Annotated in this window: 18 protein-coding genes; 7 read left to right on the forward strand and 11 right to left on the reverse strand. The window is 46.3% G+C overall.

Annotated elements, in window-relative coordinates; all coding sequences use genetic code 11:
* Positions 1-55: 55 nt before the first annotated feature.
* Positions 56-793 carry a sulfite exporter TauE/SafE family protein gene (locus tag L1D37_RS03160; RefSeq protein WP_239846846.1) on the forward strand — a complete coding sequence of 246 codons (738 nt, stop codon included), beginning with the start codon at positions 56-58 and terminating at the stop codon, positions 791-793.
* Positions 794-852: 59 nt separating this feature from the next.
* On the opposite strand, the gene L1D37_RS03165 is transcribed toward L1D37_RS03160, so the two are convergent.
* Both L1D37_RS03165 and L1D37_RS03170 read right to left on the reverse strand, forming a co-directional pair.
* Complete coding sequence (locus L1D37_RS03165; protein WP_239846847.1) at positions 853-1668, reverse strand: L,D-transpeptidase family protein; 816 nt, start codon at positions 1666-1668, stop codon at positions 853-855.
* Between the two features lie 2 nt (positions 1669-1670).
* Positions 1671-2153 carry a GNAT family N-acetyltransferase gene (locus L1D37_RS03170; RefSeq protein WP_017629731.1) on the reverse strand — a complete coding sequence of 161 codons (483 nt, stop codon included), beginning with the start codon at positions 2151-2153 and terminating at the stop codon, positions 1671-1673.
* A 209-nt stretch (positions 2154-2362) separates the two neighbouring features.
* Between L1D37_RS03170 and L1D37_RS03175 the strand changes: the two genes are divergently transcribed.
* The 3 genes from L1D37_RS03175 to grxB all read left to right on the forward strand — a co-directional run bounded on the left by L1D37_RS03175 (position 2363) and on the right by grxB (position 4597).
* A complete protein-coding gene (locus L1D37_RS03175; protein WP_239846848.1) occupies positions 2363-3343 on the forward strand; it encodes a Gfo/Idh/MocA family oxidoreductase in 981 nt (326 codons plus the stop codon).
* Between the two features lie 163 nt (positions 3344-3506).
* Positions 3507-3668 (forward strand): hypothetical protein, encoded by a 162-nt coding sequence (locus tag L1D37_RS03180; RefSeq protein ID WP_009846296.1) that lies wholly within the window; start codon positions 3507-3509, stop codon positions 3666-3668.
* 296 nt (positions 3669-3964) lie between these two features.
* A complete protein-coding gene (gene grxB, locus L1D37_RS03185; protein ID WP_048663255.1) occupies positions 3965-4597 on the forward strand; it encodes a glutaredoxin 2 in 633 nt (210 codons plus the stop codon).
* A 161-nt stretch (positions 4598-4758) separates the two neighbouring features.
* Here grxB and L1D37_RS03190 read toward each other — a convergent pair whose 3' ends face one another.
* Positions 4759-5592: a pyruvate, water dikinase regulatory protein gene (locus L1D37_RS03190; protein WP_048661622.1), complete on the reverse strand. Its 834-nt coding sequence runs from the start codon at positions 5590-5592 to the stop codon at positions 4759-4761.
* Positions 5593-5770: 178 nt separating this feature from the next.
* On the opposite strand from L1D37_RS03190, the gene ppsA reads away from it, so the two are divergent.
* Positions 5771-8143 carry a phosphoenolpyruvate synthase gene (ppsA, locus tag L1D37_RS03195; RefSeq protein WP_123283801.1) on the forward strand — a complete coding sequence of 791 codons (2373 nt, stop codon included), beginning with the start codon at positions 5771-5773 and terminating at the stop codon, positions 8141-8143.
* 84 nt (positions 8144-8227) lie between these two features.
* On the opposite strand, the gene L1D37_RS03200 is transcribed toward ppsA, so the two are convergent.
* Both L1D37_RS03200 and L1D37_RS03205 read right to left on the reverse strand, forming a co-directional pair.
* The gene (locus tag L1D37_RS03200; protein ID WP_239846849.1) at positions 8228-9013 is read right to left on the reverse strand and encodes a hypothetical protein; all 786 of its coding nucleotides are present in this window, start codon (positions 9011-9013) and stop codon (positions 8228-8230) included.
* Positions 9014-9079: 66 nt separating this feature from the next.
* Complete coding sequence (locus tag L1D37_RS03205; protein ID WP_239846850.1) at positions 9080-10465, reverse strand: serine hydrolase domain-containing protein; 1386 nt, start codon at positions 10463-10465, stop codon at positions 9080-9082.
* Between the two features lie 94 nt (positions 10466-10559).
* On the opposite strand from L1D37_RS03205, the gene L1D37_RS03210 reads away from it, so the two are divergent.
* Entirely contained in the window at positions 10560-11564 is a 1005-nt protein-coding gene (locus L1D37_RS03210) for an AraC family transcriptional regulator (RefSeq protein ID WP_239846851.1), read from the forward strand.
* 23 nt (positions 11565-11587) lie between these two features.
* On the opposite strand, the gene L1D37_RS03215 is transcribed toward L1D37_RS03210, so the two are convergent.
* A complete protein-coding gene (locus L1D37_RS03215; protein ID WP_239718385.1) occupies positions 11588-12703 on the reverse strand; it encodes a hypothetical protein in 1116 nt (371 codons plus the stop codon).
* Positions 12704-13022: 319 nt separating this feature from the next.
* Here L1D37_RS03215 and L1D37_RS03220 point away from each other — a divergent pair, with 319 nt between their 5' ends.
* On the forward strand, positions 13023-14360 hold the full coding sequence (locus tag L1D37_RS03220) for an MATE family efflux transporter (protein WP_239846852.1): 1338 nt from the start codon (positions 13023-13025) through the stop codon (positions 14358-14360).
* Between the two features lie 67 nt (positions 14361-14427).
* Here L1D37_RS03220 and L1D37_RS03225 read toward each other — a convergent pair whose 3' ends face one another.
* The 5 genes from L1D37_RS03225 to phnL are packed head-to-tail and all read right to left on the reverse strand — an operon-like array spanning position 14428 to position 18355.
* Positions 14428-15069 (reverse strand): DapH/DapD/GlmU-related protein, encoded by a 642-nt coding sequence (locus L1D37_RS03225; RefSeq protein ID WP_239846853.1) that lies wholly within the window; start codon positions 15067-15069, stop codon positions 14428-14430.
* A complete protein-coding gene (phnP, locus tag L1D37_RS03230; RefSeq protein ID WP_239846854.1) occupies positions 15066-15833 on the reverse strand; it encodes a phosphonate metabolism protein PhnP in 768 nt (255 codons plus the stop codon). Before phnP ends, L1D37_RS03225 begins: the two co-directional genes overlap by 4 nt.
* On the reverse strand, positions 15830-16477 hold the full coding sequence (phnN, locus tag L1D37_RS03235) for a ribose 1,5-bisphosphokinase (RefSeq protein ID WP_239846855.1): 648 nt from the start codon (positions 16475-16477) through the stop codon (positions 15830-15832). Before phnN ends, phnP begins: the two co-directional genes overlap by 4 nt.
* Before the next feature lie 3 nt (positions 16478-16480).
* Positions 16481-17614: an alpha-D-ribose 1-methylphosphonate 5-triphosphate diphosphatase gene (phnM, locus tag L1D37_RS03240; protein ID WP_239846856.1), complete on the reverse strand. Its 1134-nt coding sequence runs from the start codon at positions 17612-17614 to the stop codon at positions 16481-16483.
* A gap of 15 nt (positions 17615-17629) precedes the next feature.
* Entirely contained in the window at positions 17630-18355 is a 726-nt protein-coding gene (phnL, locus tag L1D37_RS03245; RefSeq protein WP_239846857.1) for a phosphonate C-P lyase system protein PhnL, read from the reverse strand.
* Between the last annotated feature and the right edge of the window lie 2 nt (positions 18356-18357).

Below are 18357 nucleotides of genomic sequence, written 5' to 3' on the forward strand. Positions count from 1 at the left end.
TCACTTGGTTTCATTAGCTCGCTCTATTCAGACAGCTTCATTGGTTACTTAATTTATGGATCTCATTTTTAGTCCAACTTTCCCAATTTTGGGTGCAATCTTCATTTTCGCCGCTATTGTTCGTGGCTTCTCAGGTTTCGGTTTCACTTTAGTGGCATTGCCATTAAGTGCGTTGTTCGTGCCTGTTATCGAACTGGTTCCTGTTTTCATGTTGATCGACCTACTTGGCAATGTTCAATTGCTGCCTAAGGTTCGAAAACACGTTAACTGGCGCTGGGTTTCAAAGGTATTTATCCCTTGTTTTGCCTTCACGCCTGTCGGCTTGCTTCTGCTTAAATCGGTTAGCCAAGACACGATCATCTTGATCATCAGTGCCTTCATCTTTGCGTCTGCACTCATGATCTACAAAGGTTTTCAGTATAAAAGCGAACCAAGATTTGCCCCTTATATTCTAGGTAGCCTTGCAGGGATCATGAATGGCGCGGCGTCGATGTCAGGGCCTCCGGTTGGCACGCATGCCTTGGCAAGCCCAGTTGCTCCGCACATTGCCAGAGCTGGCCTGATTGCGTTCTTCGTGTTGGCGGATTCGAGTGCGTTTGTTTCAGCATCCATCGCAGGGTTAGTCGATCGAGATGTGGTGTGGCTGACTCTTGTACTCTTACCGAGCAGTATGTTTGGCGGCTATGTGGGTTCTAAGTTGTTCGATAGATTTGGCGGAGAGAAATTCAAGCCCGTGACTATTGCTCTGCTTATCGTGATTGCTATTTTCAGTGCAGGGCGAGTTTTACTGTAACGAGCTTGATAGGTTTGAAATCACTCTATAAAAAGAGTTCTGGAAATGGGTACCAATATCTACCATTCGATATGGATAGGGGTGCCCATTTTTACGAGTTGAATAAACTCATCCATGTCTTGATTGGTTAGTGCAATACAGCCATCGGTCCAATCAAAGCTTTGAATGAAGCTCGGTGAACGACGCTCACCATTCTTGATACCGTGGATTTTGATGTTCCCACCAGGGTCGACATCATTGTTTTCTGCCCACTGCCTGTCCGAAGGTTGCGGGTAGTTGATATGCACTGAGCGATAGAAATCCGACTCTTCCATCACATAGTCGAGTTGGTATTCCCCTTCAGGTGTTCGGTTGTCCCCTTCGAAGCGTTTATGTCCTTTCGGTTGCTTGCCGAGTGCAATTCGAAATTCCTGAATCACCTCATCCCCTTTCATCAGATACATTCTACGTTTCGATTTATCCACTTTGACCAAGGTCACCACTTGCAGCAATGGATCTATCTCAGGGACATCGTCCGGCACGTTGTAAAACTGTCGAGATGAACTTTGTGGTGGGCGCTTTGATGAGCCTTGAGAAAGCTGAGCAACCTGTTTATCTGAATCATTGTTAAGCACATCATCGACAATAATCACATGCTGGGATTTTGAGCCTGATGAAGAGGAAGAAGACGTTGATACACGCTGAGAGTGGGAAGGCGCGGACTCAAACACAATGGTTTCAATCGCGGTCGCGTCAGACACTATTTTCTCAACCAAAACCTTTTTGGCTTCCGGTGACGGAACATACTGTGGGGTATCGGTAGCAGATACCGTCACTGAATAAATCAGCGAACTCGATAAAAGCATGCACAGCGTAAAAGGCAAAAAGCGACGCACCTTTAGATCTCCTCAAAACTCATGGACATGGTTCGAGACTGAGTTTCCATTCCTAGCGACTCATAGAAACTTTGAGCTTGTTGGTTAAACTCCATCACCTCTAACCTAAGTTCTATCGCACCTCTCGCTTGCGCCCATTGGTTGAACGACTTCATTAATGCGCGCCCAGCTCCTTGGCTCTGAACCTGATCGCTCACAACAATGGTATTTACCCTTGCCACCTTATGTGATTGGATAAAACTGACGCCTTTATTCTGCGTGACCTTGCCCGCTAAAAAGCCAACTACTTGCTTCTCATCAACCGCAACAAAGAACGCGCCAGTTGGGTCAATCATCAAGCCTAGCCAATACTCTTCACTGTCTGCAAAGCTTTGAGAAGGTGGCGCAAATACCATAGGCGCACCAAGATGATGTTGACGATTTATCTGATCAGAGAGCGCTAAGATCGCGTTAATGTCAGTTACCTTGGCTGTCCGGATTTGCATATCATCACCTTGTTTGAATTCAATAACACCTTAGCAAAAATGGCTTAGTTGTGCACCGTTACACTGGTCGACTCAGACGCTCTGTGAAGGTGGGTTACCAATATTAGGCACTAAGTTTGGGGAAATTGTTCCGTAAATCTCAGGCACATTGCCAGCCTTTGAGTGCTACTATCTCTGCAGAATCAATACACTAACGACTGGACACCTCTATGATTAAGTTCGCTGTAATTGGAACCAATTGGATTACACAAAAATTCGTTCAAGCTGCACATGAATCACAATCGATGCAGTTGGCTGCGGTTTATTCACGAAACCTAGAGAGCGCTGCACAATTCGCACAAGAATTTGGTGTTGAAACCACCTACGATTCACTCGATGCATTAGCCAATGACAGCACGGTCGAAGCTGTGTACATCGCTTCACCAAACTCACTGCACTGCGAACAGTCCATCTTCATGATGGAACACGGTAAACACGTTATCTGTGAAAAGCCGGTCGCATCAAACATTGATGAAGCAACACGCATGTTCGAAGTCGCTAAGAAAAACGGCGTGGTGTTGTTCGAAGCGTATAAATCTCAATTCCTACCAAACTTTAAGCAAGTCCAACTCGGCCTAGAAAAGATTGGCAAAGTACATAAAGCGCACATCAACTACTGCCAGTATTCATCGCGTTACCAGAAATACCTTAACGGCGAGAATCCAAACACCTTCAACCCAGCTTTCTCGAACGGTTCATTAGTCGATATTGGCTTCTACTGCGTAGCTGCAACGGTTGCTCTGTTTGGTGAGCCGGAAAATGCTCAAGCTTCAGCAAAGCTGCTTGAGTCAGGGGTAGATGCGCATGGCTGTGCGATCTTCCAATACCCTGAGTTTGACGTAACCCTAGCGCACTCTAAAGTCAGCGACTCTTACGCACCAAGCGAGATCCAAGGTGAACAGGGAGCGATCATCATCGATCACATCGCAGAGTGTACCGACGTTAAGATCCGCTACCGTGATGGCAGCATTGAAAACCTCACTCAAACACAGAGCGAAAACTCAATGAGCTACGAAGCACAAGCTTTTGCAGGTTGCATTGGGGGCGATAAAGAAACTCAAGCTCAAGCCAAACTTCGCGCTTTAACCGTTGCCAAGTTGATTACAGAGATGCGTCAGCAAGTTGGTGTCGTTTATCCAGCCGATAAATAACATCACCATTAGGTTAACCAGCTGATTTTTAACAAATACCGATTTATACATAACTAAATTTAATCTTTACGACAAACAACCGGATTAGTCGATTGGGGTACCATCTGTTTAAATCCGCGTTCGATATCTATCGTATTAATTTAATTTATTGAAGGTGTGTAAAGTGTTTTCAGTTGATGATCGCGTTGTAGCAACAAAAGGTGTTGAGCTAGGTGAAATGGTTGTAATTGGCCTAAGTGCTGGTGGCGGCTACGTTCACGTTACAACAGTAGAAGGCGCAATAATGACGCTTACTTACCCTGCAAAAGACCTTAAAAAAGCATAGTTTAACCGCTCCGCTCTTTTAGTAGTCACTCTGCTAAAGGTAACAAAATTGAGGCCTTGGCTGATTTCACTCTTCTGCATTAGAGTGAACAGCCAGGGCCTTTTTTATGCCTGCTATTCCTTAACAGCCTTCCCATTACTTTACTCGTTGCAGTAAAACCGAATCCAACAGACAATAGAATCAATCAAAAAGTATTTACACCAAGTACTTATTGACTGTTGATGCTTAGTATTCGCAAGATCTTCTGGTACATTAGCATTATCTTATATTTATAATAATCTGAACTGAGGGAAGCTATGAAGCTTTATATTTACGACCACTGCCCTTTCTGTGCAAGAGTAGCCTACATTGCTCAATCTCTAGGCTTGGACATCGAGCTTGTCTCTGTCGATTATGATGACGCCCAAACGCTTATCGATTTGATCGGTAAAAAGATGGTGCCTGTATTACAAAAAGACGACGGTTCTATCATGGCTGAGAGCCTAGATATCATCGCGTACTTCATGGACTTAAAATCAAGTGACGAGCAACGTGTGCCATCAGAGCAAGTCACTGTGTTCCAAACTCGCGCATTCCCGCTAAGCCAGCGCATCGGTTTGCCACGTTGGTGGAAACTGGATCTTGCTGAATACCAATCACCAGCAAGCAAAGAAGCGTGGCGCGCAGCCAAAGAGACTGAAGAACTCAACTTCGATAAGCTGATTGAGCAAACACCGCAGTTTGTTGAACAGATTAACCCGCTTCTGAAAGATGCAGAGCTACTTCTGAACCTAGAAAATGGTGAATCGTCACTGCCTCTTATCGATCAAGCGGTGTACTTCTCTATGTTGCGCGGTTTCTGCGTAGAGCCAAGCATCACATGGCCACCAGCGCTTGAGCGTTGGTTAGAGAAGCAAAGCGAAACGTTGAAGTTGTCTTTACTTCGCTAAAAACTGTCTCTGCTTCGCTACCGTGATTGCAACGAGCACAAACAAAAAATCGAAGCTCTCAGGTACTGCCTGCTAGCTTCGATTTTCTTTTAGCTGCTCATTCTTTCTATCTGACCAAGCCTTTTGTTACATCAAGCTCTTGTTACACCAAGCTCTTGTTACTACAGCAGGCGCCTTCTCAAACCAGTTCGCTCCAAGATTCGTGTCGAGATCTCTTCGACCGATAATGAAGACGTGTTGATGTAAGGTATCGCTTCTCGGCGGAACATCGCCTCTACTGTTTGTAGCTCATACAAACATTGCGAATCACTCGCGTATTCACTGCCCGCTAAACGGTTCTCACGGATCTCAGTCAGCCTTTCTGCGTCAATCGTTAAACCAAACAACTTGTGTCGGTAAATCTCAAACTCAGGCAGCAGCTTCAAGCGCGCTAAATCGTCATGGATAAATGGGTAGTTTGCTACGCGTAAGCCAAACTGCATCGCCATATACAAGCTTGTTGGTGTCTTACCGCTTCGAGATACACCTAACAAGATGATGTCGGCTTCTTCCAGACCTTTGAGCGTGATGCCATCATCGTGTGCCAGTGTGTATTCAATCGCAGCAATACGGTCGAAATACTTAACCGAATCTTTGTTCACGCTGCGTGAGCGTTGCAGTTTGGGCACAGGTGCCATCTGAATATCATCCTGAACCTTCTGAACGATACTTTCCAACACGTCATAACAGTGCGCTGGCGCTTCAAGCAGCTTAGCCTTGATATCTGGAATCACGATTGAAAAGAACACCAATGGTTCGACTCCATTATCGCGATACGAAATTTCGATCTCTTTTAATAAATCAGAAAGTTTGTCCTCACTTTCCACAAACGGAAAGGTTTTTTCATTGGCTTTGAAAGGGAATTGACCTAGAACAACATGCCCTAAAGTCTCACATGTTATGGCCGTTCCATCAGAAACATAGAATACATCACGACTTTGAATATCAATTTGCATTTTTTATTTAATGTTTAAAATTATTTTGAGTAGGATGGGAACCATAATATATATAACAAAACCCTGCTGACTATTACGTCCCCCACAGCTTTAAAAAATAATTTACATTTTTTTAAACTGATACGTAATCGTTTGCCTTTAAATCCCTACAATGCTTGCTATGTTTCTGGAGAAATAAATGCAAAATAATACCCTATGGTTCAATGGCCTATCCATGGAAGATGTCGACAAAGTCGGCGGTAAGAACGCCTCACTGGGCGAGATGGTTTCTAACCTATCCAATGCTGGTGTTTCTGTACCTAATGGTTTTGCTACCACTTCGTATGCGTTTAACGACTTTCTTGACTACAAAGGTCTTGATGAGCGCATCCACCAACTACTTGATGAACTTGATGTTGAAGACGTTGACGCACTGCGTAAGACAGGTGCAACGATTCGACAATGGGTTCTAGACGCACCCTTCCCAGAATCACTCGAGCAAGACATCCGTGATAACTACCGCGAGCTAATCGAGGACAACGAAGAATTGTCTGTAGCTGTGCGTTCATCTGCAACCGCAGAAGACCTTCCAGATGCTTCTTTCGCAGGCCAGCAAGAGACCTTCCTTAACGTGAAAGGCATCGACGCTGTACTAGAAGCAACCAAGCACGTTTACGCTTCTCTGTTTAACGACCGCGCTATCTCTTACCGTGTACACCAAGGCTTTGACCACCGTGGCATTTCATTGTCTGCGGGTATTCAACGCATGGTTCGCTCAGACAAAGCCTCTTCAGGTGTGATGTTCACCCTTGATACAGAGTCAGGCTTCGACCAAGTGGTGTTCATCACTTCATCTTGGGGTCTCGGCGAAATGGTTGTACAGGGTGCTGTGAACCCAGATGAATTCTACGTCCACAAACCAATGCTAGAAGCGGGTCACTACCCAATCGTTAAGAAGACGTTTGGTTCTAAGCTGATCAAGATGATCTACTCAACCAACCAAGAGATTGGCAAGCAAGTTGATATCATCGACACCGATACGCAAGAGCGTAACGAGTTCTCACTGAACGATGAAGAGATCAAAGAATTAGCAAAACAAGCGATGATCATCGAGAAGCACTACCAACGTCCGATGGACATTGAGTGGGCGAAAGATGGTATCGACGGCAAGCTATACATTGTTCAAGCTCGCCCAGAGACCGTATGTTCTCAAAGCGACCAAAACGTTATCGAGCGTTACGAGCTAAACAACAAGGCCGATGTGTTAGTTGAAGGCCGTGCTATCGGTCAACGTATCGGTTCAGGCCCAGTTCGTTTGGTTGACTCACTAGACCAAATGTCACTGGTTCAAGAAGGCGATGTACTGGTAACAGACATGACAGACCCAGACTGGGAACCTGTGATGAAGAAAGCCTCTGCGATTGTCACTAACCGTGGTGGCCGTACTTGCCACGCAGCAATCATCGCTCGTGAACTAGGCATTCCAGCAATCGTTGGCTGTGGTACAGCGACAAGTAACCTAAACGACGGTGACACCGTGACAGTGTCATGTTCTGAAGGTGAAACTGGCTACGTTTACCAAGGCGAACTCGACTTCGAGATCAAACGTTCTGAAGTTGATGAGCTACCAATGCTGCCAACCAAAGTAATGATGAACGTGGGTAACCCAGATCGCGCCTTCGACTTCGCACAGATTCCAAACGAAGGGGTTGGCCTTGCTCGTTTAGAGTTCATCATCAACAAGATGATCGGTATTCACCCGAAAGCCCTATTAAACTTCGATGCTCAAACTGACGAGCTAAAAGCGGAAATCAGTGAACGTATTCGCGGCTACAAAGATCCAATCGACTTCTACGTAAGCAAGCTAACAGAAGGCATTGCGACTATCGCGTCTGCATTCTGGCCTAAGCGTGTAATCGTACGTATGTCTGACTTTAAGTCGAATGAATACAGCAACCTAGTCGGCGGTAAAACGTTTGAACCGCATGAAGAGAACCCGATGCTGGGCTTCCGTGGCGCATCTCGTTACATCTCGCCAGTATTCGAAGACTGTTTCGAGCTAGAGACTCAAGCGATCAAACGTGTTCGCAACGAAATGGGCCTTAAGAACGTTGAAATCATGATTCCATTCGTTCGTACTCCAAGCGAAGCAGCATCGGTTATCGACATTCTGGCTAAATTCGACCTTCGCCGTGGCGACCAAGGTCTGAAAGTCATCATGATGTGTGAGCTACCATCGAATGCAATTTTGGCTGAAGAGTTCTTGAAGTACTTCGATGGCTTCTCTATCGGTTCAAACGACATGACACAGCTGACGCTTGGTCTCGACCGTGACTCTGGTGATGTTGCTCACCTATTCGATGAGCGTAACCCAGCTGTGAAAGCGATGCTGAAAATGGCTATCGACGCTGCGACCAAAGCCGGTAAGTACGTAGGTATTTGTGGCCAAGGCCCATCTGACCATGACGACCTAGCGGAGTGGTTAATGGAACAAGGCATCAGCTCTGTATCGTTGAATCCAGATACGGTTATCGATACATGGTTGAAGCTAGGTAACGTTGCTAGCAAGTAACCTTCTCTAATCGAGATACGAATAAAGCCAGTCATTACGACTGGCTTTTTATTTGCGGTATTTCAATGCGAAGCACTGAGCACTTTAGAAGTAGTATCTAACGCCAACCCAAGCTTCTGTCTGCCACTCACTTGCCATAGACACGCCGTTCACATCGATATCGCCTTTGGTGATGTCATAACGAGTATTCAACCACCAAGTACGGGCACTGTTCATTGGTACATTCAGTGATGTTTTCAACGAGAAGTTTTGCATGTTGATATCGCTGCCCGATAGGTCTTGCCACTCTGGCACCAAAGAAACATAAGCACCAGAATCACCTAAGTGCTTCGCCGTGATCAGCCCAAGTGAATAACCCGTTAAGTCATCTTTAGATGAGTTCATAGCGGGAATTTCCATACTGCCCGTCATCAAACCAGCTCTTGGAAAAACCAAGAAACCACCGGTATAAGCAGGATTGATCGCCACAACACCGCCAACCGACAACAAGTCATTTTTAATGCTTGTGCGTGTATTAATGTAGTCTAACGACAGACCCACTTTAGGCGCGGCTTTAGCACCTGTCTCGAAGACATGGAAATATTGAATTCGCGAGTTGCTGTATTCCGAACCAAAGTCGTTCGGATCGCGTTGTGATTCGTCATTGTCATCAACAAAGGTCGCTTCTGCGAGTAACGCAAATTGCTGACCGTTGTCCATACCACCAGAAACCTGTCCCTGAAATTGAATATCAGAACTGCCACTCACCATCAACGCAGTCTGTGTATACACCTTAGTCACGTCGGCAGGATCGATAACTCGCTCTGATTCGGCATAGGCAGGAATCGATAAACCTAAGCTCAATGGAATTATAAGGGCAAACTTTTTCATTATACCTCTCGAAAGTCGTTTGCTTCTTCCTTGAAGCTAGAAAGTCCTTCTGTCTCAAATGGGTTATTATTTGTCAGCAAGTAGTTTTGCAGCAGAACGCATCAACGCAGGGCCTTTGTTCTCACCAAAGCCAGAGTGGTAAGGGTTGTTCGAGAACATCACGCCAACAAAATCACGCTCTGGGTCAATGTAAATGAACTGACCAAGGTTGCCACTTTTCGACATTGCACCGTCATTGAAGATGAAGTCGAATTGGTAAGCGTTGTAGTCCGCTTTTTCGTTGTAGGCATGCAGTGAGCTGCTCTCTTTGCTGGTACCAACAAAGGCTTTTGGATCGCCGCCATTACGAATACGATCAATCACCGCTTGTGAGATAACCGGCTCATCCGCTACCGCTTTCCAACTTGGTGTAAACAGAGTGCCCCAACGCGCCATGTCTTCGACTGTGGTCGAAACCAAACCAACTGCGATCGCCATGCCATCTGGCGTTAGATTAAATTCCATCGATTGGCGAGCATGTACTTTCGACCACACACGATCTTCAAACACTTGAGTCCATGTTTTGTTTTCGATGTTCTCTACCATTTTGGTCAGTACCATGGTGTTGATAGAGGCATAACGGAAATGGTCGCCCGCTTTCTCGCCTTCGATCTTCTGAGCGCCTTTAGCCACATTCATCCATGTTTCCATTTCGCCTGTCTTAGCTCTCGGCGAGTTGAATGAAGCCGCAAAGAAACGCACCACATCTGAGTCAGGGTTTAAGATAGATTCAAGCGTCTCTTCGTTATCAAGCGCGGTAGACATATTGAGCACCTGATGAACGGTGATATCTTCCCAGTTAGTCCCTTTCAGCTCAGGTACATAGTGAGCGATGCTCTTCTCTGGGTCGACTTTGCCCTCTTCCACCAGCATCGCAACGACCGTACCAACCGTAGTTTTAGCCGTTGAAGCCCAAACGTGACTGTCTGTTGGGCTCATACCCGGATACGCTTCGTAAACGATCTCGCCTTTGTGAATTAGCATGAAACCTTGAGTTCGGAACTGTTCATCAGCAAGGTAATCAGCCATTGTCAGCTCACCCTTGGTGTCTGTTTCTACCTTCAGCTTGGCAAGGCGTGGATCAATGTTTTTAACCAGTGGCTTGTAATTCTCGCTCGGTGCAGCAAACGCCGTTGGCATGAACTCACTCATGTGCAAGTTGTAGTAAACACTGTGGTCACCACCCATTTGCCAATGGAAGTTATTGAAGTTTTCTCGTGCTGAAGCAACAAAAGCAGGGGTAAAAGATTGTTGAGCATCTTTCACCGTAAGGGTCACCGCCGCGCCTTCGACTTTCAGTGCTGCTTCAACTGGGTTCTCTGCAAAAGCCATGTCTGCAAAGGCAAGTGATGACACTGCAAGCGATGACACAGCAAGTGACGAAATAATTAGGGCAAGGGGCTTAAGTTTCATATTCTTCTCCTCATTTGGGTTGGAAGAAGTATATGGAGTTGCGCTACACTTAATTAGGTCATTTGGTGACATTTAAAGGCGAACTCAGAAAGCTATGAAAACTAAGAAAGCATCATCGAACACCACCAACATTTTGCTGAGCTCTACCAGTAACATCGCGCCCTATATTCAATATTGCGAAAAACGCTCTCTTGACTGGCGCTCGGTTGCCATCGAATGTGGACTGCCCATTGAGCTAACACACTCCAACCAATGGCTACCAACTCAAGATTTGATTCGCTTTATTCACGGTTTAGAGCGTAAGTTTGGTCATTCCATTGGAATTGAGGTTGGTCGCAAAGCCTCTCTAGAACAACTGTCGCCAGAGTTAAGCCAAAAGATTGACCAATGCACATCACTTGAGCAGGCAATACGTTGTTTGATTACTGAGATCTCTACCCTAAGCAATCACGTCACTATGTGGACAGAAAAACGAGATGGGATGTGGTGGCTATGTCATCGTAGTTGCTATCACCCTTCGACCGCGGGTTTTGAACAATCTGAATGGTTTCGCACGCTGACTGTGATTAGCTTGTGTCGTAAATTCATAGAGAGCAAATGGCAGCCATCACACGCGAAGCTCATCTCGACAAACAACCGAGAGCGCAAGTTACCCAAGCACTTCTTTAATTCGGATATACAGTTTGAGCAGCAATATGGCGCGATCACCATTCCCTTGCCGGATGGGTATCGTGCTATATCTGAGCAAGACATGACTCAAGATTGGCACCAAGCCGTCCAAGCCTTGATTAACACGTATGCGACCTTGCCGTGGTTCAACATCGAGTGGTTTGCGACCATGCTAGGCATGACCAAACGAACACTGCAGCGAAACCTAAAAAGTAAGAACATCCTGTTTAAGCAAGCCAAAGAACATGTTAGAGAAATCAAAGCAAAACAATTACTCGATGAAACCGACCTGTCAGTACAAGAGATCAGTTGGCAGTTGGGTTACAGTGATTTGAGTAACTTTAACCGCGCCTTTAAAGGCTGGACTGGCATGACAGCACCAAGTTTCCGGAGTCGAAATAAAAAAGCCCGGTCAAATAACCGGACTTAATCGCAGGTCTAAATATCGCTTCATTACTCTAACAAAGCTCTCGCGTTGTCGCCCTGCTCGTAGATATAGAGGCTGACGCGAGACAGTATGGTTATCTCTTCCATGCTGACTTGAAGTGAGTTCTGCCCTCTTCCTAAATTCGCTCGTAGGCGGTTAACGAGTTGTTGAACTGCTTGCAAATCATCTCTCGCTTTTGGCACGCGAGTATTCATAAAGGTGAACCACTTTTCACTCATGTTACGACTTATCTTGGCGAGCACTTCGCTGTTGGTAATGGTAAATGCTTTATCAAGGTTGCCTCCGTCTCGAAGGATGTCATAAATGATGTGACCGTTCTTCTTCGCCACCATCATGTTCTTGGTGTTGAGCTGCAGCTCACCAATGTGTCCATTGGCCATTTTTAAGAAGAACTTAATGTCTTTATAGCCAGCGTCAGTTGCACCACAGTTGAATTTAGCGTTGTCGCCTTGGCTGGTACCGTAGCGATCTTTCATCGCAGACTGGTGATGTTTCAGCTCGACAAACTCTTTGGTCAGGATGATCATCGCTTTGGCAATGATCATATCTTCCATGGTTTCGAATACGATGGTCATACGGGCTGCATCTTTCAGATCACCGATGTCGTAATGACGTTTACGATTGGTGATCTTATCTAGCGCTCCATGGAAATCTTTGACACCTAAATAAGCACCTGGTGGTTGTTTGAGTGTTCCGTTACACACCGAAGCTACTTTTACGGCAAACTCTCTGAGCGCCTCTTGCGCTTCGACCGTTTCCATAAACATCATGAAGAGTTGTTTCTTCTTGAGCGTGGCGTTGGCGACCTGATTTCGAGAACCAAAATCGAGGCTCCCATTCGCTAACTTCTGACTCGATGTTTCATCTAGATAGTTATGGATCTTCTCTTTCTGAGTCATGATGTCGAGAATCACCTGATCTTGCTTTTTATTGGCGTCATTCAGGTAATCGAAGTTTTCGACCTTCTGTTTTAGAGCTTGTAACTTCTGTTGGTAATCTTTGACGTTAACTAAGCGAAAGCCCTGAGACATGATACCTTGCTGGTTAATCTTAGCGAGTACCTTCGCTTTGTTCTTCCTGACTTGCTCTTGGCTGATCTGAATTTCTTCTGTCGTCGGCATATTTAGGTTCCCTCTCTAATATGCAGTTAAATTTGTGCTTGCTGACTCGCAATTCTTTTCCCTACAACGATATTAGTTTATGGATTTGATAATTACATTAAGCAACAACGATAACCCTATAAAATAAATAAGGTTTGAGAGGTAGTTCCATAAAGTCACAGCACATATTCCTTAACTCAACAGAACTCTGAGTTAAGGAATATGCGGAGATCCGGTAACAATTATTGGTATCGAGCTGACCTTACGTTATCCTTTACGCAATTCTTCACAGAGAGGCTTTCCCCACAGTGAGCCTATCTTCAAGACCAATAAGACAGATATGAATTCGACTACCGCAACTCCTTCGCCTTCGCTTGGCCGACAACTCTATACCATGACATGGCCAATGCTGTTTGGGGTGCTTTCCCTGATGAGCTTCCAACTTGTAGACAGTGCCTTCATTGGTCAGCTCGGCGTTCTACCGCTTGCTGTTCAAGGTTTCACGCTTCCAATACAGATGATCATCATTGGTATTCAGGTTGGGTTAGGTATCGCAACCACGGCTGTCATTGCGAGAGCCATTGGTGCCAATGAAACACGTTACGCTAAACAACTGGGCGGACTGGTGATTGCGATGGGCAGCGTGAGTGTCGCTCTTTTCTCGGTCATCATCTATCTGCTTCGTGGACCTATTTTACAGTTATTGGATGCGCCACCGACGGTATTACCGATCATTGATTCTTACTGGATCTATTGGTTAATCAGCTCTTGGACAGGTGCTCTGCTCTACTTCTTTTACAGCGTGTGTCGTGCCAACGGTAATACCATGCTACCCGGCTCAATGATGATCGCGACCAGTATCATCAACTTGATATTAGACCCAATCTTCATCTTTACTCTCGACATGGGTATTAATGGTGCCGCGATTGCGACTATCTTGGCGTTCGGCTCAGGCATCTTTATCGTGGCTCCCAAAGTGACCAAGAAGCATTGGATGACATTCGATTGGAGCGACCTAGATATAGGCAAGAGTGTTCGATCGATTGGTAACATCATGGGTCCTGCGATGATCAGCCAACTGCTGCCGCCAGTCTCTTCTATGTTGGCGACTAAACTGTTGGCAGGTTATGGCACCGCAGCGGTTGCAGCTTGGGCTTTAGGATCTCGTTTTGAGTTCTTCTCTATTGTGGCTGTGTTAGCACTGACCATGTCGATGCCACCTATGATTGGTCGCATGTTGGGTGAAAAGAACCTTGGGAACATACGTAGTCTTGTGAAGATTGCCGTTACCTTCGTGTTAGGTTTCCAACTGGTCATCGCACTGGTGACTTGGTTATTCTCTGGCGGATTGGCAAACCTCATGACTAGTGACAATGAAGTATCAACGATTCTGAACTATCACCTACTGATCGTCCCTATCAGCTTAGGACCTTTGGGTATCTGTATGCTGATGGTTTCTATCTCTAATGCTTTGGGCAAGTCTTACACCGCATTAACGATTTCTGCACTGCGCCTGTTTGCTTTCTTCTTGCCTTGTTTGTGGGTTGGCTCTCAGCTTGCAGGAATTGAAGGCCTGTTCTGGGGGGCTATGGTAGGTAACGTGCTTGCAGGAACCTGTGCATGGTTTACGTACCGACGCGCTCTAGGGCAAGTCGAAGCTAAGCTAGCCAGCGAGTAAACAGGAAGAAACAAAAAAGCAGCCACTTAGGCTGCTTTTTTGTTTTAAGAATAAAAGGATATCGAGTTTAAGCTTGCTCAAAGTGACACAAGAACTCTCCACAATCTTTTTGAAACAATGGCAATGCCTCTGCGAGCTTTTCATCATCCCAATGCCACCACTCAAGGCTTTCTAGTCGCTCTGCATAGCTAAAGTCATCAAAGCGAGGGCGCAGCACCTTGGCTGGGTTGCCAACCACAATTGAGTATGGAGGCACGTCTTTGGTCACCACGCTGCCTGCGCCAACGATCGAACCATTGCCAATCGTGATGCCCGGAAGCACAATCACACCGTGACCAATCCACACATCGTGTCCAACATGTACTTTGTCTTCTTCGCGCCACGAGAACACCTCATCATCCAGTGATGAAGGGTCATCACCTAGCTGATACTTGCCCGGGCGATAAGTGAAGTGATGCAGCGTTGGACGCCACCACGGGTGATTGCTCGGATTTAAACGAACCGCCGCCGCAATGGATGTGAATTTACCAATTTCGGTAAACATCAGATTACAGTCGTTTTGAATATAACTGTAATCTCCAACCAATACGTTATTTAACACACAGCGGTCGGCGATTTCAGTCCAACGCCCGAGTTCAACATTGTGTAACTTACTGCTCTCAGCAACGCTAGGTTCGCTGTTTAAGGTAGGGGAAAGCGGTTGGCTCATAAGGTTATCTCCTCGCCATCATTGAGAATACGTAAACGTTGTGAAAAGCCGTGGGGATGTTGTGCTGCCCAGACGAGCATGTGGTGGCTAACATGAATCAAACCAAAGTTCTTCGGACGACAGGTTTCATCAATATCTAATATGTGGTGAAAGTCGTTATGGTTTGAGTTCGATCGAACTTGAGGGTCTTCAATTGGCGGGTAGTTACAATCAGTAATTAACCAATCTACAGGAAACTCTTTCAGCCAACGCTCGGTTTGCTTTGGCAGCCCTACCGTATCGGTTAAATACGCTAATCGCTTCCCATCCAATTCAAAGCAATAACCAAGGCAAAGTTTAGAGTGATTGAGTGGTAATGGTGTAACGGTGATTCCCTGCCAATAAAACGACTTAAACGCTTGAGCACGCTGTGAAAAATCTAGGATACCCGGATGTTTATAGAGATCATCACAGCCAAGCGGATCATCAGGAGAAATCACCGAGATCTTATCGCCAGCACCCCATCGGAGATCAAACAAACTCTGAACATGATCCATGTGGTAATGAGTCAATAAGATCTGGTCAATCGATCCTGCAGGAAACCGGTGCATCAGGTCAGGCGCATTAGCATCCAACAGCAGAAACTTACCATTATGTTCAAGAAACGCTGATGACTTTTCTCGTCTTAAACTTGGGTCTTCAAGGGCTGACACACACACCGAACAATCACACCCGTAAACTGGCACCATCGCGCTGTTGGCCGTGCCTAACATGGTCAACTTCATGCGACACCGCCTGCTGGTTCTGCGAGCCTTTCTGCTTGCTCTTTTAACCGAGCAAACTGCGCAATACTCTGTTCAAGCGTGCCACTGTTATCAATACACAGCGTGTTATTTAGAGTGGATTCTGAGTCCACACAATAGTCCGCCGCTCGTTGCAATCGAAGGGCTATCTCAGCTTCACTTTCACGACCGCGTGCTCGTAAGCGTGCTTCTAACACCTCTGGCTTAACGCTCACTACAACGGGCACTAACCGCTCGCCAAACAAGTCTCTGGCTGCATCTAAATACGCACGCGACCCATTGACCACAACACTCAAGCCCGCATCCATCCATTGGTGAACTTCTTGCCCAATGCCGTAGCTCATGCCATGCGCCTGCCAACTCATCGCAAACATATTACGCGAGTAGCGAATAAAGAATTCATCATCACTGAGCTCTACATGATTTTCACCACCAGCATGAGCTGCACGTGTGATGTAGCGATGGGCAACCACTAAGTCTTTGACGAACTGTTCACGAAGTGCCGAGATAATCGAATCTTTACCAGCACCAGAAGGACCAATTACGTAATAAAGCTGACCCGGTTTGTCAGCTTTAGGGGCAGCGTTTACCACCCCATTTGCATCAAATGAGTAACCTTTTGACATGGATTAGAATACCTTCTTGCCTTCGCGCCACACACGAGAAACGAGCTGATGGCCATCAACACGATGCGCTAGCAGCAAATCAGCACGTTTGCCTTCTGCAATCACACCACGGTCGTGTAGACCAAGAGCTTGTGCTGGATTCAACGTTGCTAGTTGCACCGCTTGCGCCACATCGAGGTTGTTACGTTCATCATTGACCAGCGTAAATACTGCGTCTAGCAAGCTCACAGGGTAATAATCCGAAGACAAGATATCCAGCACACCCAAAGACGCCAATTCATGCGCAGCGACATTGCCCGAATGCGAACCGCCACGAATCACGTTTGGCGCCCCCATCATCACCTTCAAACCTAATTCATGAGAGCGTTTCGCTGCTTCAACCGTAGTTGGGAACTCTGCGATGACCATGCCTAACTCTTTAGATTCGGTCACATGCGCACTCGTTGCATCATCGTGGCTTGCCGTTGGAATGTTCAAATCACGGCACTGACGAGTGATCTCATCACGATTCTGTTTCGACCAACGCTCAGACTGAGCCACTTGGTCTTTTTCGTACTCCGCCATTTCAGCATCCGTCATGTTATACTTTCCTTGATAGTAAGTTCGATACTTATCTAGGTTTACAAACTGACGCTGACCGGGCGCATGGTCCATCAAAGACACCAACTGCACTTCTGGCATGTTCACGTAACGCTCAAACAAGCCAACCGTGGTTGAGTGCGGTACTTCGCAACGCAAGTGAATACGGTGTTCGGCTCGGGTTAGACCACGCTTCTGACTCTCAGCCACGGTATTAATGAACTGGTCGAGGTTTTCTTGGCGATTACCATCTCGGTAGTCACCCAAAGCAACCGCATCAAGCACGGTAGTGATGCCAGAGCCAATTAGCTGAGTATCATGGGCGCTCATCGCCGAAAGCGGAGGCCAGTTCACTTTTGGCCTTGGCGTGAAGTACTTCTCTAGATTGTCGGTATGTAGCTCAATCAAGCCCGGCATCAAGAAGCCATTTTCACCGTCAAAGGCACCTGGCAGTTGACTAGTAGAGTCAGACATATTGGCAATCACGCCGTCTCGCAATTCAATCGAGCCACGTACCACTTCATTTTCAAGCACCAGATTTACGTTGGTAATAATCATTTGCGTCAGCTCCCTTTACGCACACGCTGTAGTGAGTTGTTTTGGTGAAATGTCTTGTTGTAGCTTCACGTCATACAGACGGTCAGCGACCAAGTCTCGTGTCGCTTCATCATGGAAGATACCGATGATTGCAGCGCCGCCTGCTTTTGCTTCTTCAATCAAACTCACGACGACCGCACTATTGGTCGCATCAAGCGAAGCCGTTGGTTCATCAAGCAGTAGGATTGGGTAATCAACAATAAAACCGCGCGCGATGTTCACACGTTGCTGTTCACCACCAGAAAAAGTTGCTGGTGCTAGGTGCCATAAATGTTCAGGTACGTTTAGGCGAGTCAGCAGCAGCTTTGCTCGCTCTTCGGCTTCTTGCGCGCAACCACCCATTTCCAACATAGGTTGCATCACCACCTCCAGCGCACTGATACGTGGAATCACACGTAGGAACTGGCTGACCCAACCTATGGTGTGTTTGCGCACGTTGATGATTTCTCTTGGTGTTGCTTTAGCAAGGTCAAGTGTGTTGCCTTGATGCTCAACATTAATCGAGCCTGAGTCCACCAAGTAGTTGGCATACAACGCGCGTAGAAGTGTTGATTTACCTGAACCTGAGTGTCCGTGCAGAACCACACACTCGCCGCTGTTTACAGAGAAGTTCGCACCAGTGAGTACTGGCAGTTCAACGCCGTTTTGATTGTGCAGCACAAAGGTTTTGCTGATGTTGTTTACGGTTAGTTTGGTATTCATGT

It is taken from the genome of Vibrio sp. Isolate33 (assembly GCF_022397895.1).
Classification (GTDB): domain Bacteria; phylum Pseudomonadota; class Gammaproteobacteria; order Enterobacterales; family Vibrionaceae; genus Vibrio; species Vibrio pomeroyi.

Bases quoted from the DNA above. Each gene is read 5' to 3' on its own strand.
- L1D37_RS03210 (WP_239846851.1), top strand. From the start codon at position 10,560: ATGAAAACTAAGAAAGCATCATCGAACACCACCAACATTTTGCTGAGC.
- L1D37_RS03160 (WP_239846846.1), top strand. From the start codon at position 56: ATGGATCTCATTTTTAGTCCAACTTTCCCAATTTTGGGTGCAATCTTC.
- phnN (WP_239846855.1), bottom strand. From the start codon at position 16,477: ATGTCAAAAGGTTACTCATTTGATGCAAATGGGGTGGTAAACGCTGCC.
- L1D37_RS03215 (WP_239718385.1), bottom strand. From the start codon at position 12,703: ATGCCGACGACAGAAGAAATTCAGATCAGCCAAGAGCAAGTCAGGAAG.
- ppsA (WP_123283801.1), top strand. From the start codon at position 5,771: ATGCAAAATAATACCCTATGGTTCAATGGCCTATCCATGGAAGATGTC.
- grxB (WP_048663255.1), top strand. From the start codon at position 3,965: ATGAAGCTTTATATTTACGACCACTGCCCTTTCTGTGCAAGAGTAGCC.
- L1D37_RS03220 (WP_239846852.1), top strand. From the start codon at position 13,023: ATGAATTCGACTACCGCAACTCCTTCGCCTTCGCTTGGCCGACAACTC.
- phnL (WP_239846857.1), bottom strand. From the start codon at position 18,355: ATGAATACCAAACTAACCGTAAACAACATCAGCAAAACCTTTGTGCTG.
- phnM (WP_239846856.1), bottom strand. From the start codon at position 17,614: ATGATTATTACCAACGTAAATCTGGTGCTTGAAAATGAAGTGGTACGT.
- L1D37_RS03190 (WP_048661622.1), bottom strand. From the start codon at position 5,592: ATGCAAATTGATATTCAAAGTCGTGATGTATTCTATGTTTCTGATGGA.
- L1D37_RS03225 (WP_239846853.1), bottom strand. From the start codon at position 15,069: ATGAGCCAACCGCTTTCCCCTACCTTAAACAGCGAACCTAGCGTTGCT.
- L1D37_RS03175 (WP_239846848.1), top strand. From the start codon at position 2,363: ATGATTAAGTTCGCTGTAATTGGAACCAATTGGATTACACAAAAATTC.
- L1D37_RS03205 (WP_239846850.1), bottom strand. From the start codon at position 10,465: ATGAAACTTAAGCCCCTTGCCCTAATTATTTCGTCACTTGCTGTGTCA.
- L1D37_RS03200 (WP_239846849.1), bottom strand. From the start codon at position 9,013: ATGAAAAAGTTTGCCCTTATAATTCCATTGAGCTTAGGTTTATCGATT.
- phnP (WP_239846854.1), bottom strand. From the start codon at position 15,833: ATGAAGTTGACCATGTTAGGCACGGCCAACAGCGCGATGGTGCCAGTT.
- L1D37_RS03170 (WP_017629731.1), bottom strand. From the start codon at position 2,153: ATGCAAATCCGGACAGCCAAGGTAACTGACATTAACGCGATCTTAGCG.